16 protein-coding genes are annotated in these 14,040 nt (G+C 35.9%); 7 read left to right on the plus strand and 9 right to left on the minus strand.

Annotated elements, in window-relative coordinates:
• Positions 1–56: 56 nt before the first annotated feature.
• Together ACY3XC_RS07765 and ACY3XC_RS07770 are read right to left on the minus strand one after the other, a co-directional pair.
• On the minus strand, positions 57–1,421 hold the full coding sequence (locus ACY3XC_RS07765) for a sensor histidine kinase (RefSeq protein WP_464868076.1): 1,365 nt from the start codon (positions 1,419–1,421) through the stop codon (positions 57–59).
• Positions 1,418–2,122: a response regulator transcription factor gene (locus ACY3XC_RS07770; protein ID WP_464868077.1), complete on the minus strand. Its 705-nt coding sequence runs from the start codon at positions 2,120–2,122 to the stop codon at positions 1,418–1,420. Before ACY3XC_RS07770 ends, ACY3XC_RS07765 begins: the two co-directional genes overlap by 4 nt.
• Before the next feature lie 176 nt (positions 2,123–2,298).
• Here ACY3XC_RS07770 and ACY3XC_RS07775 point away from each other — a divergent pair, with 176 nt between their 5' ends.
• Together ACY3XC_RS07775 and ACY3XC_RS07780 are read left to right on the plus strand one after the other, a co-directional pair.
• A complete protein-coding gene (locus ACY3XC_RS07775) occupies positions 2,299–3,213 on the plus strand; it encodes an ABC transporter ATP-binding protein (RefSeq protein ID WP_464868078.1) in 915 nt (304 codons plus the stop codon).
• On the plus strand, positions 3,206–4,048 hold the full coding sequence (locus ACY3XC_RS07780) for an ABC transporter permease subunit (protein ID WP_464868079.1): 843 nt from the start codon (positions 3,206–3,208) through the stop codon (positions 4,046–4,048). Before ACY3XC_RS07775 ends, ACY3XC_RS07780 begins: the two co-directional genes overlap by 8 nt.
• A 137-nt stretch (positions 4,049–4,185) precedes the next feature.
• Here ACY3XC_RS07780 and ACY3XC_RS07785 read toward each other — a convergent pair whose 3' ends face one another.
• From ACY3XC_RS07785 to ACY3XC_RS07805, 5 genes are read right to left on the minus strand one after another with little or no spacing between them, the layout of a single operon-like run.
• Positions 4,186–4,872 carry a response regulator transcription factor gene (locus ACY3XC_RS07785; RefSeq protein WP_464868080.1) on the minus strand — a complete coding sequence of 229 codons (687 nt, stop codon included), beginning with the start codon at positions 4,870–4,872 and terminating at the stop codon, positions 4,186–4,188.
• A complete protein-coding gene (locus tag ACY3XC_RS07790) occupies positions 4,869–6,341 on the minus strand; it encodes a sensor histidine kinase (protein WP_464868081.1) in 1,473 nt (490 codons plus the stop codon). The genes ACY3XC_RS07785 and ACY3XC_RS07790 overlap by 4 nt, the downstream gene beginning before the upstream one ends.
• Positions 6,342–6,359: 18 nt before the next feature.
• Positions 6,360–7,097 (minus strand): ABC transporter permease, encoded by a 738-nt coding sequence (locus ACY3XC_RS07795; RefSeq protein WP_464868082.1) that lies wholly within the window; start codon positions 7,095–7,097, stop codon positions 6,360–6,362.
• Positions 7,094–7,798, minus strand: a complete 705-nt coding sequence (locus tag ACY3XC_RS07800) for an ABC transporter ATP-binding protein (RefSeq protein ID WP_464868083.1) — start codon at positions 7,796–7,798, stop codon at positions 7,094–7,096. Before ACY3XC_RS07800 ends, ACY3XC_RS07795 begins: the two co-directional genes overlap by 4 nt.
• A 32-nt stretch (positions 7,799–7,830) precedes the next feature.
• Positions 7,831–8,679 carry a hypothetical protein gene (locus tag ACY3XC_RS07805; protein ID WP_464868084.1) on the minus strand — a complete coding sequence of 283 codons (849 nt, stop codon included), beginning with the start codon at positions 8,677–8,679 and terminating at the stop codon, positions 7,831–7,833.
• Positions 8,680–8,882: 203 nt separating this feature from the next.
• On the opposite strand from ACY3XC_RS07805, the gene ACY3XC_RS07810 reads away from it, so the two are divergent.
• Both ACY3XC_RS07810 and pabA read left to right on the plus strand, forming a co-directional pair.
• Positions 8,883–9,077: an IDEAL domain-containing protein gene (locus tag ACY3XC_RS07810; protein ID WP_464868085.1), complete on the plus strand. Its 195-nt coding sequence runs from the start codon at positions 8,883–8,885 to the stop codon at positions 9,075–9,077.
• 147 nt (positions 9,078–9,224) lie between these two features.
• A complete protein-coding gene (pabA, locus tag ACY3XC_RS07815; RefSeq protein ID WP_464868086.1) occupies positions 9,225–9,809 on the plus strand; it encodes an aminodeoxychorismate/anthranilate synthase component II in 585 nt (194 codons plus the stop codon).
• 53 nt (positions 9,810–9,862) lie between these two features.
• Here pabA and ACY3XC_RS07820 read toward each other — a convergent pair whose 3' ends face one another.
• Positions 9,863–10,444 (minus strand): hypothetical protein, encoded by a 582-nt coding sequence (locus tag ACY3XC_RS07820; RefSeq protein ID WP_464868087.1) that lies wholly within the window; start codon positions 10,442–10,444, stop codon positions 9,863–9,865.
• Between the two features lie 285 nt (positions 10,445–10,729).
• Between ACY3XC_RS07820 and ACY3XC_RS07825 the strand changes: the two genes are divergently transcribed.
• Positions 10,730–11,332: a hypothetical protein gene (locus tag ACY3XC_RS07825; protein ID WP_464868088.1), complete on the plus strand. Its 603-nt coding sequence runs from the start codon at positions 10,730–10,732 to the stop codon at positions 11,330–11,332.
• Positions 11,333–11,350: 18 nt separating this feature from the next.
• Here the strand turns inward: ACY3XC_RS07825 and ACY3XC_RS07830 are convergent, their stop codons facing one another.
• A complete protein-coding gene (locus tag ACY3XC_RS07830; RefSeq protein ID WP_464868089.1) occupies positions 11,351–11,995 on the minus strand; it encodes a YczE/YyaS/YitT family protein in 645 nt (214 codons plus the stop codon).
• A gap of 178 nt (positions 11,996–12,173) precedes the next feature.
• On the opposite strand from ACY3XC_RS07830, the gene ACY3XC_RS07835 reads away from it, so the two are divergent.
• Both ACY3XC_RS07835 and ACY3XC_RS07840 read left to right on the plus strand, forming a co-directional pair.
• A complete protein-coding gene (locus ACY3XC_RS07835; RefSeq protein WP_464868090.1) occupies positions 12,174–13,349 on the plus strand; it encodes an LL-diaminopimelate aminotransferase in 1,176 nt (391 codons plus the stop codon).
• A 117-nt stretch (positions 13,350–13,466) separates the two neighbouring features.
• Positions 13,467–13,916 (plus strand): CoxG family protein, encoded by a 450-nt coding sequence (locus ACY3XC_RS07840; RefSeq protein WP_464868091.1) that lies wholly within the window; start codon positions 13,467–13,469, stop codon positions 13,914–13,916.
• Positions 13,917–14,040: the final 124 nt, after the last annotated feature.

Consider the following 14,040-nt stretch of genomic DNA (forward strand, 5'->3'; position numbering starts at 1 on the left):
CACCACCTTATATACAATTATTTTCCTATATAAAAATGAGAAAGTGATGAGACTTCCTATAATTTTTCAAAATTTTTTATTAGAAGGGTGGCTGTAGTTCCAATACCAGCAGCACTGTCCAGTTGTACATCTATTCCGATAGCATCGGCAATCTCCTTGGCAAGCGATAACCCAAGACCAGAACCGCCTTGTTTTCTGCTTCTTGCTTTATCCACACGATAAAACCTGTCAAACACCTTTGGGAGTTCGCTTTCTATGATGCCTATTCCACGATCGATAATTTTGATATAAATTTTATCATTCTCTTTCCCTAGTTCGACTGAAATGATGTCGTCACTATATTTCCTTGCATTGTCTAAAAAAATAAATAAAAGCTGCTTAAGCTTTTTATCATCACTTTCAATGAATAGGGAAGCTTCATTCAACGCTTCAAATTTAATTTCACGTTTATAGGCGTTCTTGAATGCATTTACTGTTTGGTCTATTAATTGATTAAGATTCACCTGATTAAGCTCGATATTCCACTGTTCATGGTGTCTTGCTAACATTAACAGCTGCTCAGTCATTTCCTTCATACGGAGTGCTTCAGAGTGGATGGCTTCAATCGATTCCGTGAATAACTCTGGCTCTGTTAAGCCCCTTCTTTTTAATAGGCTGGCGTAACTCTCTATTATGGTCAATGGGGTTTTAAGTTCATGTGAAGCATTTGAAACAAACTGCTCCTGTTTTTCAAAGTTCATTTCTAAAAGATCAATCATATGATTAAAGGTTTGACCCATTTGAAAGAGCTCATCCTTCGATTTACCTTCTAGTTTTATAGTTTTAAACGTTCCACTTTTCCTTATTTCTGTCATTGTCTTAATCATAGATGTGACAGGCTTGGTAATAAAGTTACTAAGTAACCGGCTGGAAATTATGACGGGAATCAGCGCAAGCAGTGTAACCAAGATTAAAACTAGACGAAGAATAGATAATATCTCAGTTGCTGTCTCCATACTTTTGGTTATTTGAAGATTGGCAACACTGCCATCTTGCATGATAATGGGCATTGATTCAAAGGTATAGGAACGTTCCTGATATTCTATCGTTTTGCTGACTTCACTTCTATAAAATACTGATTTTCTCTTACTTAGGTTTTGCTCGTCAGCGCTGGTAAACGCAGGGGGATTGTTGTTATCCTCAGTTACAATTTCAATCATACCGTTTACAGGAACGTAGGATCTAAGTAAGGAGTCACTGGGGATTTTGCCAAGAGATTCTCCAAAATTTTCGGATATATTCTTCATCTCCTTATGCGCAGTGGTAAGCTCGCTGTCGAGAAGTAAAGTGCTGAATGTATAATACACCGTAATATTTAAGATCAGCAGCAGCAGGGCAAACAAAAAAGCTGTATAAAGGTTAATTTTATTTCTCAGCTTCATTTGGCATCCTTCATGACATACCCAATGCCACGAACAGTATGAATTAATGCGGGTAAGTGCGGGAGGTCTAATTTCTTTCGCACATAACGAATATAAACATCTACTACATTTGTATCTCCAAAAAAGTCATAACCCCATACTGCCTCTAAAATTTGATCTCTGCTCAACACCTGTCGTTTATGAACCATAAGATAGACTAGTAAATCAAATTCTCTTGGAGTTAATTCGATAGGTTCTCCAGCTCTTAACACTTCTCTAGATTTTTGATCAATACTAAGATCAGCAAAACGTAACAGGATACTGTCTTCAACCTGGGGTTGTTCAACTTGCTTAATTCTTAATGCAGCTCGAATTCTTGCTAAAAGTTCTTCTATTTGAAAGGGCTTTGTAATATAATCATTCGCCCCTAGGTCGAGACCGGACACTTTGTCTTCAACAGAGCTTTTTGCTGTTAAGAGAATGACTGGCGTATTGAGGTCATTTTTACGAATCCGCCGAAGAAGTTCAATCCCGCTTAATCCTGGCAGCATGACATCCAATAAGATTAAATCCCAACTGCCGGTTCGATAAGCCTCTAATGCCTCGAGGCCGTCCATTACTTTTGTTACTGAATAGCCCTCATATTCAAGTTCAAGCTCTAAAACTCTCGCAATCTTTTCTTCATCCTCAACAACCAGAATGGTTCCTTTTTTAGTTGTCATTTCGACTCTCCTCTATTTTCATATCTTCATACTATTCGGCTCCCTATAGATAAAAACCTTTCGAACATATAGTTAATCTTTATTTCTAGTCTATCAAAAAAAGGATAATTTTTTGTGAACGAATACTCCTTATTAATCGTAATAAAGAGGGTTGAAACTTTAGGGGGGAGAAATTTATGACAAATATTATAGAGGTTGAACAAGTAAGCAAACAATTTAATGATCGTATGATATTAATAGATGTCTCTTTTACAATTAAAGAAGGAACAATAAATGGTCTGCTTGGGCCAAATGGGGCAGGGAAAACCACAATTATCCGATTATTAAATGGAGTCATTGATGCCGCCAATGGAACGATGAAAGTGATGGGGTTTGACCCGCAGCTGCACGGAGATGAAATCAGAAAAAGAGTTGGAATTGTAACCGAAAGTGCAAGTATTTATCATGATATGACCGCATGGGACAATCTTGTCTTCTTTTCAAAAATATATGGAGGCTGCGATACAAAGAGAATTACACATTTGCTTGAGCAATTCGATATGCTGGGCTTTAAGGATCAATTAGTGGGGAGCTTTTCAACAGGAATGAAGAAAAGAATCTCACTAGCCAAAGCTTTATTGCATAATCCAAAACTTCTTTTTCTCGATGAACCGACCAATGGGTTAGACCCTGAAGGGATTAATGAAGTAATCCATTATTTACGTAAAGTAAATCAAGAGGAAGGGGTAACGATCTTAATTTGCTCACATGTTCTGCACCAGCTTGAATCAATCTGTGATTCTTATTTGTTCTTAAATGAGGGCAGAATCGTTGAAAAAGGAACGATGATGGAATTAGAAGAGAAATACTTAAAAGAAATTAAGTTAGTAGTAGAAACGGGTCTTAAGCCGCTTAATAGCCAAACCTATAAGGAGCATAGATACATAAGAAAAGAGACCAATCATTTGGAATTTATACTTACCTCGAAGGAAGAGATATCTCCTTTATTAGCCAAAATTCTTAGTGAATCTTGGGTTCATAATTGTGAAATAACCAATAGAAGCCTCGAGGCGATTTATTTTTATATTAGGGGAGGTAAACGGGTTGAATAAACAGACGATTTTAACCATTGCCCAGAAAGATATGAAGGCTACTTTTTCTTCTAAAAAGGTGTGTGTTCCGATGATAATCCTGGCCTTCCTCTTATGTATTGTTGTTCCAGTTTGCATGGCATATTTTGGAATTCACTTTGATTTAGTTGGAACTTCGTCAAAAGAAATAGAGAAACCTATAAATGCATTTATTAAAGACTTTCCAAACGAGGAGATACGGAATAATCTAATCGCATTGCCGACACTTGGCTTAAAGTTTGTTTATTTTTTCTTAACCTTTATGATGATACCTTTTTTCTTAATGGTAGCCATTATTAACTCAATGGTTACTTCATCAAATAGTTTTGTAGGGGAGAAGGAAAGAAATACGTTAGAGACATTGTTGTTTGCACCTATTTCAATTAAAGACTTGTTTCTTGGTAAATTAGTTGCATCCATAATTCCAACTTTAGGTATTTCCTTTGCAGCTTTTATCATTAGTTTTATTGTTGTTAATGTAATCACGTATCCGTATTTTAAAGTATTATTATATTTTAACTCTACCTGGATGATCTTAATGTTTTGGGTTATTCCAATATTAGTCCTGTTTAATATCATCTTGAATGTTTTGATTTCGGCCAAAGTCAAAACGTTCCAGGAAGCCCAGCAATTTGGTGGACTGCTTGTGTTACCAATCGTTGGCATCCTCATAAGCCAAGCAAGTGGAATATTCTTCTTAAGCCCATTAACACTATTCCTAATAGGCGCTGCTTTACTAATAGGCAACCTTTTCTTAATAAAACTAGTCACAAAATTTAGTAACCGAAACACATTATTCCAAAGCCAAATCCACTAACACAAAAAGACAATGTCCGCCTGAGGTGGACATTGTCTTTTTGTGGTGCCTGTCACCAAGGTGACATTTAAAAGATGTTCACCAAGGTGACATTTAAAAGATGTTCACCAAGGTGACACCTAAAGGTGTTCACAAAATTAGTGAAAACGATAGCCCGATCCCCATACGGTTTCTATGTATTCAGGGTTGGAGGGGTCATGTTCGATTTTTTCTCTTATTTTGCGGATATGAACGGTGACGGTTGAAACGTCTCCATTGCTGTCGTAGCCCCATATTCTTTCAAATAGATGATCTTTGCTGAAAACCTGGTCTGGGTTTAGTGATAAAAAGGTGAGAACATCAAATTCTTTGGTGGTTAAGGTAATTTCTTTGTTATTTACAAAGACACGCCTTGAGGGTCGATCAATGAATAAACCACGGATGTATATTCCTTGCGATTCAGAAGTTTGTTTCATTGATAATCTCTCATACCTGGATAGATGTGCTTTCACTCTCGCAACCATTTCATTCGGACTGAAGGGCTTGACTAAATAATCATCTGCTCCCAGCCCTAGCCCTCGAATCTTATCAATTTCTTCTTTTTTTGCTGTCACCATAATGATTGGAATATCTTTTATACTTCTTATTTTCTTGCAAATTTCAAAACCGTCAATGTTCGGAAGCATAACGTCTAGGAGAATTAAATCGTAATCTTGTGTTATTGCCTTTTGAAGACCAATATCTCCTGTATGGACCATTTCTGTAAGGAAGCCGTTGATTTCTAAATAATCCTGTTCTAGTTCGGCGATACTTTTTTCATCTTCAATAATCAGAATCTTTTTCATGATGTGGCCTCCTCTAAACAGGAATGGTGCGGCAAGATAATGGTGATTTTTGTTCCTACTGTTAAAGTACTTTCTAATTTTATCTTACCGTTATGTTCTTCGATAATCATTTTGGCGATCGAAAGTCCTAAACCGCTGCCCCCTGTTAATTTATTTCTGGATTGTTCAGCTCGGTAAAACTGATTAAAGATGAAGGGAATCGACTCTTCAGCTATACCTGGTCCATTATCTGCAATGGAAACCTCTATAGTTTCGTCGGTAGAATGCATCGATATTATTAATTCCTTTTTATCCTTATCCATGTACTTCAAGCTATTGTTAATAATATTTGCCAGTACTCGTTTAAACTTTTCACGATCAGCTAAAACATGATAATGTCCCTGAGGGGCAAATTGGAAATTTAACTCTACATTCTGTTTTCTAAGGTCAAAGCTTAATTCTTCAAAATAATCACTTAGATAATCTTTTATATCAATTTTTTCAAATTCAAAGGGAACCTTCCCTAAATCCAGCTTTGAGAATAAGAATAATTCATCAATTAAATGGTCCATGTCCACTGCGTTTGTATAGATGGTTTGAATATAGCGTGCTCTTCTTTCAGGTGTATCTGCCACTCCATCACGGATTCCTTCAATATATCCTTTAATGGAGGTAATCGGCGTTTTTAAATCATGAGAAATATGGGCAATTAATTCCTTCCGGTTATCCTCATATTGTTTTTGGATTTCGTGTGACTCCTTTAATTGAATCCGCATTTCTTCAAATGCTTGTGTTAACTGACCAATCTCATCATTCCTAGTCGCTGTAATGGAATGCTGGAGGTTGCCGCTTTTTATAAAATGAGCTGCTTTTTTTAGTTGATTAATTGGGTTGATAATACTTTTAGACACAAAGTAGGTTAATAATCCATTGGTCGCAATTAATATCAATAAACATAAGCCGAATAGTATTGGGAAAAAGGTTCTCACAAACTGATTCCACGGGCTAGCGTCTCTCATTAAAAAGAGTGTGATTTCGCTGCCATCCTGCAGGTAGAAATCATGCTGCTTCATGGCAAACGTCTGCTCACCAATTTCTTCTAAGCTGCGGAAGCTTTTTTCTGTTCCAAATTCCGGCAGCTCCTCTGTATCGACTTTTTCTAGCTCTCTTGTAAGATAGAATATCTCATCATTTTTACGGATTATTAAACCAGAATCGATTTTACTAAGTTCAGAGTTTAGGGATTCCAAATAATTCTTACTCATCAATTCCATCGGGTTGGCGGCAGACTTTTCTTTTAATTCTAAAAACAGCAATGTATCCTCTTGTTTTGTTTTGTGGTAATTGTGGCTTTCTGGTAAGAAATTGGTCATTTCACGGATATCACCGAGAAACACCATCATTAACAGAAAGGAGGTAAGCATAAACATAATGATTGGTACGGTGATCATCGCAATATTTGATAATATCAGACGAAGTTTGATAGACATAGGATTAGCACCCTTCGGTTAGGCTTCTTTCCTATTAAACATATAATAGCCTACTGAAAAAAACAATGCGAAAGATGAGCACAAATACGTGACAGTTTGCAAAATCCATCGAAGTGAAACATCGCTAAGCCAATGCATATACCAATCTAAATATGTAGATGGCAGTAAGTATAAGGAAGAAGGGAAAACATAAGGAATAAACATCATGATTAGATAAAGAACAATCATGCTAGATATTGCAAGAACACTAGAATGGACCAGAAGTGCCAACATTATAGCAAATGCCGTCAGAGCGATTAGGGGCAACCAGGATACAATAAAAGCTCCAAGACTAGAAGGAATAGTAATCAGGTTGAAGGCTCTATCAAAAACTGCACTGCTAATCATCACGGCCAGCCATTCTAATAAAAGAACAATTAAGTTAAAAATACTAATAGCAATGACTTTGGAAAGGAAAAGCTCCATTCGACTGATGGGTCTTACTTGAAGTAAAGTTCCGCGTTCACCTTCTCCTGTAAATAAATCTGTTGCACTGATAAAAATAAATAAAGGAATGAAAATGGTGACAAATAAATCTAATAAGGTAAAATTTATATTTTCAGTCGGTAAAGCCATCCAATCAGTTAAAAAAAGATTATTTACGAGAAGCTTAGTCAGGACAGGAATAAGGACAGCAGCAAGTAGAAACAGTTTGGTGCTTTTTTTTGTCAGCAGCTTTTGTATTTCATTTAAACTATTTGCTTTTATTGTGTTCATCTCCCTGCCACCTCCATCTTCTTGACATAAACATCCTCTAATGGGTCGCTGCCGGCTTCATAAAATGAGGCAGCACCCTGGATAAGAAAACAAAAACGATTACATAATTTTTCTAATTCTGAAATATGGTGACTGGAAATCACAAAGGTTACACTGTAATGGCTTGATATCTCCTGAATTGTCTTCCTTAACAAAAGCAATCCATCAATATCTAAGCCGTTCGTCGGTTCATCTAGAATGATTAATCGCGGCTTAGATATGAGTGCTGAGGCTATCCCAAAACGCTGCTTCATACCCATAGAAAAGGAGGATATTTTCTCGTCTTTAAAAGGAGTTAAACCGGTCTGTTGCAATACCAATTCAATATCTGTATCAGTAATACCAGAATACAAGCGAGAAATCATTTTCAGATTTTTATAGGGTGATAGATTTTCATAAGCAACAACTGGCCCAATTAACGCACCCACAGGTCGTATTGCTTCTTTGTAATTACCTTGAAGGTCAACACCAAATAATTCAACTTTTCCACTATCTGGTGAAGTTAGACCGGTCATGCATTTTAATAAGGTTGTTTTACCCGCTCCATTTGGACCAAGGATCCCTACTATTTCCCCTTGGTCAATGGTTAGACCGATATTCTGTATTCCTCTGCCGTTTGAGTATTGCTTCGTCATTCCAGTAATAACCACTGCCTTTTCCAAAATTGTCACCTCTATCCATTTCTTATTTCAATTTACTTTTTACCATGATTGAATCCGACTACCTTGTCAGCTGGAATTTCAACGGGTGTCACCGTAGTTTGGTTGTAGGCAGAAGCATTTAAATGAATACCTATAACTAATTCATGGCTGGCACCCTGTTTATCTTTTCCTGTTACGACAACTTTGACAGTCTGTTGTTCAATATAATTTTCTTTGTTCACTTGAGCAGTAAGTTTGACTTGCTTAACCGTAATATCATGATCTAATTCAGGAACCTTTGCCTTAATGTGAAAGCCTGAGCTTTCAGATTCATTTTTGTCTTGAATCATAGCAGCATGTTTAATCATCAGCGTACTTAGAGCATTCGCAGTGAGAGGGATTTCTTTACCTGTTAAATCCAGTTCAATTACATGATTTCCATTTTGCTTATCAGCCACTGTAATTTGTTGTTGAAGATTTTTAGTCATGACATCGATTAGATTTTCTACATCATCTCTTAACTCAGCACTATTACTGTGATGTGGATTATTAGAGGTTTCCATTTTGTAAATTGTATCCAGTCCGTCCTTCATCAGAAACCAATTTCCATCCTGCTTGTACATATTCATATTGCTAACTTCAGTTTCATTAGCTAAACGAGTAGAGATGGAGTTTACCTGATTTACAGAATCAGACTTGAAAATGGATTTAGATGATAATATAGACTTTTTGTTATCCTCGATTTTAAGATTAATATTTAACGTTGCGCTCCCTGCCGAATGGGTTTTCTTTAAGGCTTCCTTGTATAGATCGTAACCAGATGTATTTGCAGAAATCGAATAAACACTGCCCAACATAAGCGTTCCGCTTATCCCGATAACCGCTAAAAGCTTCTTATTCATATTCTTTTCCTCCATTCATTATTTTGTTACAAGCTTAGTGTAATCGGGAGTTATAAAAGCAATCTAAACAAACTATTAAATTTTTCTTAAATAAACGCAGTACAAAGGGGAGGAAAAAATTTCTTTTAATAATGACAAATAAAATGTTTGAATTTTTAGATAATTAACAGTATAATAAAAAAAAGCTCAAGGAGTTGATTTCCATGGAAAAGAGATTATTAAATTCACCACAACAAACAGATGAAAACAACGATTCTGTAATTGCTGAAATGTTTTTAAACCATGCCTTGATTGAATTTAGAAGAAATGTGCTCCGTAAGGAAATCGACCTCTCCTTACAAGAAAGAAATCAGGAAGCTTTCCTCAAGTTATCTGAGGAACTAAAGAAAATTTCATAGCAAAAGTTATCTAACAGACTTTATTGATATTGGAAGCCCTTTTCTCACTTGAAAGGGCTTCTTTTGTTTTTAAAATTCATGTATGATGGATAAAAAGCTGAAACTAATATATAAATGAATTGTCTGAAGGGAAATGGGTGAACATCAGTGATTTTCATGGTGGATAATTATGATTCTTTTACCTTTAACTTAGTTCAATACCTAGGGGAATTAGGAGAGGAGTTAGTCGTAAAGCGGAACGACCAAACAACCTTAGATGAAATAAAAACGGCAGATCCTGAGTTTTTAATGATATCTCCAGGTCCAGGTAATCCTAATGAAGCAGGAATTAGTCTTGAGGCCATAAAGGCATTCTCAGGGGTTATTCCAATCTTGGGTGTCTGCCTTGGGCACCAAGCTATTGCTCAAGCTTATTTGGGTGATGTTGTTCCTGCTGAGCAATTAATGCATGGAAAAACCTCTGATATTTACCATGATGAAAAAACACTATTTAGAGGCTTACCGAATCCATTTCAAGCAACGAGGTACCACTCCTTGATAGTGAAAAGGGATACGCTGCCAGACTGTTTTGAGATATCCGCTTGGACGAAGAATGGGGAAATTATGGCGATACGTCATAAAGAACTTCCACTTGAAGGTGTTCAATTTCACCCCGAATCGATATTAACGACAGGTGGAAAAGAGATGCTAAATAACTTTGTCCAATACTATAGAAAAGTAAAAGCTTTTTAAGTTTAGAAATGGAACATAGAAAACCGGCGCCATTTTTTTTATGGCACCGGGATCTACCTTTGTTTGTCTCCTTTTTTATTGTTCATTAAATAAAAGGTAATGGGCTGGTCTGAACCGGTCATTAGATTATAGACATAAGAAGAGGTAATTTTATATCCTTCATCAATTTTTTCTGCAAGGTAGTTGGTCCGTTCAAAAAGGATTGAGCGAATATGATTTATTTGACGAAAGATTTTCTCAGTTAATGCTTCTTGCCGGTCCAGCCGGTTTAATACCCCAGTTTGAAACTCTTCTTGTTTACTAATTTTTTCAGATAATTGTTTTTGCAGTTCTTCTTGTGTTTTCAATAAATGGATTATTAATTCTTCATGTTCTGTGTGTTGTTGATTATTAGAACTAAGTTCATTTAATTGATTTGCAACTTTATCCCAATTTTTTGCTTGTACAACCTCTTGGTTAAGAAACTGATGTTTCATCTCATGGATTTCACGAAGTAATGAAACATTTGCGTGGTACTGTTCGTCTATTACTTCTGCAAGATAGTCTCTTCTCACCATCTTTTGGTGTGGTTCATGTATTTTCTTTTTATTTTTATATACTTTCGGATGTTTCCCTTTGTTAATATATAATCCCATCTATTGCACCCCTAATCATCAATGAATATATTATTCTATGTATGAAATGTTAAAAATGGGAAATTTTTATAATAAAAACAGGAAAAATGTGTTTCTATGAGGAATTTAATTTAGTAAATTATAATATAAGAGCATAAAGTGGATAAGACTTAAGTCTTAGATAAAAATAATTCTCGGGATTGTGTAAGTCTGTAGACATACACGTTAAAATAAAATAAAAGATAATCATAAAGGGATATAGTAAGAGAAATCCCTTCCTATAGAAAATTTAAGGGGGAATATAGGATGAGGAAGGTTTACGTACTTCTTACTGATACTGGGACGGTATTAACAAAGATGATTAAACTATATACGAAGAAGCCGCATAATCATGCTTCCATCGCATTAGATGACCAATTATGGGACGTCTATAGTTTTGGAAGAAAAAGACCCCGCAATCCTTTCCTAGCTGGTTTTGTCAGAGAAAACATCCGTGGCGGCATATTTCGCAATGCTGATTGTGCTATCTATTCTTGTATAATATCAGAAAAACAGTATGATGCAATTTGTCGTAAAATTGAGGAGATTGAGAAAAATAAGGGTGAATATCGCTATAATCTTTTAGGTCTATTCGCTGTTATGTTCAATTGGGAATTAGATCGGAAAAATGCATTCTTTTGTTCCCATTTTGTTGCCGCTCTTCTTGAGGAATCAGGAGTGAAAATCAATAAACAAAAGCCACTTTCACTTGTTACTCCAGATGATATAAAAGAATCAGCCTCATTAGAATTAGTCTATGAAGGAAAATTGTCCGCTTATTTTGAAGAGGAAAATGAACATGATATAAACGATTTATCTCATCAAAAATATTATCACGATTTCAGTACTGAAAGAGTAGAAGTTATCTAGTTAATTAGAGAAGACGTGTCATAAATACACGTCTTCTCTAATTTGTTTATTCTTATTTTTTAACAATTCAATTAAGCTATTAAAAAGGCTTAAAGACCGTTGGAATACTGGACTTTGGATAAATGTATAGAGGAAGGTCGCAATAAATACAGGTCCTCCTAATATAAAACCAATAATCAAGATAAAACTCTCAACAAGAATACGTGCTTGACTTACGGATAATTTAGTTTTATTTGAAATGGAAAGCATAAAACCATCTCGTGGTCCGGCACCAAGACCTGCCGCAACATACATCCCCCCGCCAATACCAGCAATGACAATGGCACAGAATAATATAAGATAATCAACCCAAGAATTAGTTGACTTAGGTAAAAAATCTAACCAAAGAAAAAAGTCCATAATGGGCCCAATTAAAAGGGCGTTTAAGAAAGTCCCAATTCTAATATACTTTCTTGCTGTAAAAAAAGAGATGATAACCAGTAATAGCCCGCATACTACTCCCCAAGTCCCTATAGTAAGTCCAAAATGTTGATATAAAGCCACATTTAAGACCTCCCAGGGATGTAAACCAACATGTTGCACCTTAACTGCTATCGCATTACCCAAGCCAAAGAAGGTCAATCCCAATAAAAATATTACATATTGAATCGCTTTCACCTGCACGTTACCTCCGAATAATAAACTGTCAATTATCCTAAATCTTAAAAGATGTAGATTTGATAATCAACCATTTTTAGAATTTTAAAGGTAAAAGAATTTTATTAATAGATGAAATTTTGCTAAAATGTATCAATAAAATAAATATATTTGAGTTATGTAAATGATTGAGGGGGTCAAATCTATGAATCTTGTTGCTTCGAATAAAGTTCAAAAATTAACAGCCAGTATTTTTCAAGAGGTAGCTGATCTTAAGCGGCAAGCACTAAACAGGGGTCTTGATGTTATAGATTTAAGTGTAGGCAGTCCTGATTTACCGCCTTCTGCATTTGTTGTTGAAGAACTTGTAAAATATGCAAGTAATCCTGCCAATTATGGATACACCTTAAAGGGAATACCAGAATTTCATGAGGCTGTATCTTTCTTTTATCAGCAGCGTTATGCAGCAGACATTGATCCAGAGAAAGAAGTACTCCAATTAATGGGGTCACAGGATGGCCTGGCTCATCTAGCAACTGCGATGATCAACCCAGGGGATTATGTCTTAGTACCAGACCCAGGTTACCCTATTTACGAAGCGAGTGTTACCATTGCTGGTGGTGTCCTGTACACTATGCCTTTATTAGCAGAAAATAACTTTTTGCCAGTTCTAGATGATATTCCGCTGCCTGTCTTGGAAAAGACAAAGATGATGATTCTTAGTTATCCAGGTAATCCTGTAACAGCACTAGCTGACAAAAGCTTTTTCGAAAAGGTGATTGATTTTGCAAAACGTCATAATATTTTGGTCGTTCATGATTTCGCTTACTCTGAATTAATCTATGATAACCATCCACAAATTAGCTTCATGTCAGTTCCAGGTGCTAAGGAGGTTGGGATTGAATTTAATTCTTTATCAAAAACCTTTAATTTAGCAGGCTGCCGAATTGGATACGCTGTCGGTAATGAACAAGCGCTAAATATCCTAGGGACCTTTAAATCACAAATTGATTATGGGGTATTTTATCCTATTCAAAAAGCAGCTGTTACTGCGCTTACATCGGATTTCGCGATACTGCAAGAACAGGTGAAAGAGTACGAGTTTCGCAGAGATACCCTTATAGCTGGACTAGAAAAAAGCGGGTGGCAGCTGTCTAGTTCCCCCGCAACTATGTTTCTTTGGGCCAAAATCCCTGCCGGATGGAAATCAAGACAATTCGCCTTTGAATTAATCAATCACACTGGCGTAGCTGTAATCCCTGGTGACGCGTTCGGAAAACAAGGAGAAGGATATGTTCGAATTGCATTAGTACAGCCCGCAGAGAGACTGTCAGAAGCAGCAGGGAGGATACATGAATTCCTAATGGAATATGCTCGTTAGGAACATTCCAGCAAATTAATTTCATTCTTCTATAAAGACACAATTAATCATATAAATAATAAAAAGACCTTCAGCACATTGAAGGTCTTTTACATTTTATATGAAAGAGGGATACCAATGCCTAGCGAAATGCAACAAATAGAATTAGCTATCCCCATAAACGTAATTTGGGACTTCATTAGAGATGCAAATAATTGGGCGCCACTTGTGCCTGGTTATATACAGCATGAGCAAATTAATGACAGTATTATAACATGGGAATTTAAAAGTGACCTTGGCATAATGAGGAAAAAGGTAAATTTGGTTATTGATATTAAAGAGTGGAACGAACCGACTAGAGTAAGCTTTGAATTAAGGCGTATGAATGAAAAGTATATTGGTGAAGGTTATTTTGAAGCCCAAGCACTTAATACGAATAAAACATTGTTAACAGGATTTCTTGAAATTAATGCGAGTGGGGCACTAGGTTCATTGGCAAATTCGCTTTTTAAAAATGTGATTCCGAAATCAACGGATGAAGTAGCCTCGGCCATCTCTTTAAAACTTGAAGAATTCAACAAAAGGTGATAAGTTTCACGAACAATCCGAAGAAAATTCGGGTTGTTTTTTTAATTATTTAAAAAATTTCTAACATGGGGCTAAAAGATATGTTATATTAATAAATAAAAAATTTAGTCAATTAACTAGTACA

The organism is Bacillus sp. CZDM1 (assembly GCF_055502545.1).